The 1160-nt window shown below is 59.2% G+C and carries 1 protein-coding gene; it reads right to left on the bottom strand.

The window, feature by feature from the left end; all coding sequences use genetic code 11:
• Positions 1 to 17: 17 nt before the first annotated feature.
• A protein-coding gene (locus C8J33_RS26820; protein WP_132443245.1) for an IS630 family transposase occupies positions 18 to 1078 on the bottom strand; the annotation gives its coding sequence in 2 pieces (ribosomal slippage) (positions 18 to 586 and positions 586 to 1078; 1062 coding nt in all).
• Positions 1079 to 1160: the final 82 nt, after the last annotated feature.

Below are 1160 nucleotides of genomic sequence, written 5' to 3'. Positions count from 1 at the left end.
ATACCAACCCTCATTGATCAGAACCTATGAGCCCATTGCCGCTGACCGATGGACATGATCTTCCAAGGTCGGTCCTGCAGTGTTCGCCAAGCGTGGCAGCAGTGGTCGACGATATCCTCGTAGGATTTGAAGACTCGGTTCGAGAGCCAGTTTTCACGCATGAACTGCCAGATGTTTTCGACGGGATTGAGTTCGGGTGATTTCGGCGGCAGGGGTAGGATGGTGATGTTTTCGGGGACGGCCAAGTTGTTGGACATGTGCCATCCTGCCTGGTCCATGATCAGAATGGCGTGCCCATCGTCGGCGACGTTTCGAGAGATTTCGATCAGATGTTGGTTCATGGCATGGGTATCGCACCAAGGCATGACGAGAGCGGCGGCCTTGCCGTGTTTGGGGCAGATCGCGCCGAAGATATAGGCCGAGCGGGTTCGCTGGTCGTGCGGTGCGGATGGCCTTGATCCACGCTTGGCCCAGCGGCGGGTGATTTTGTTCTTCTGCCCAATACGCGCTTCGTCCTGAAACCAGATTTCGATCACCTTGCCCTTGGCGGGACCGACGGCGACCTCTGCCACTGCGGCGGGGAAGTTTTTTTAAACGCCTCGGCTGTCTCGGCATCCTGCGCATGATGTCTCGGGCGAGCCGAGAGTTTGCGGTAGCCCATCGAGCGCACTTCGCGGCCCAAAGTCTGCTCACTCACCGAGACACGGAATTCCTCCCAAAGCCACTGGGCCAGATCACACAAACGCCAGCGCACGACGCCGTCGAGATAGGGTGTAGGGCCTCGCTCAATGGCTTGCGCCAAGGCCGTGCGCTGATCTTCGTTCAACAGTGACGGCTTGCCCGGAGCCTTGCCGTTGATCAACCCATCGGGACCGCGCGCGTTGAACCGCACCACCCAGTCGCGCACGATCTGCACCGTGACGCTGCCGAGCCGCGCAGCATCAGCGCGAGAGCCGCCATCATAGATCGAAGCAAGCGCCAGGAGCCGCCGCGCCTGGTCCGCATCCTTTGTCTGTCGGGCCAGAATCCGCAGCCCGTCCCCGCGAAAGTCTGATCGCAAAGAAATTGCTGAACCCATCGCAAACCTCCTGTTTGCGCTACCGATTCAGATTCGTCGGCTTTTGGGAACCCCGAGAGTCAGCATCAATGGAGGTTGGTAT

This window comes from Rhizobium sp. PP-CC-3G-465 (assembly GCF_004343445.1).
In the GTDB taxonomy this organism is placed as follows: domain Bacteria; phylum Pseudomonadota; class Alphaproteobacteria; order Rhizobiales; family Rhizobiaceae; genus Ferranicluibacter; species Ferranicluibacter rubi.
The sequence above is the reverse complement of the archived record's forward strand: the minus strand, read 5'-3'. Positions and strand labels throughout refer to the sequence as shown.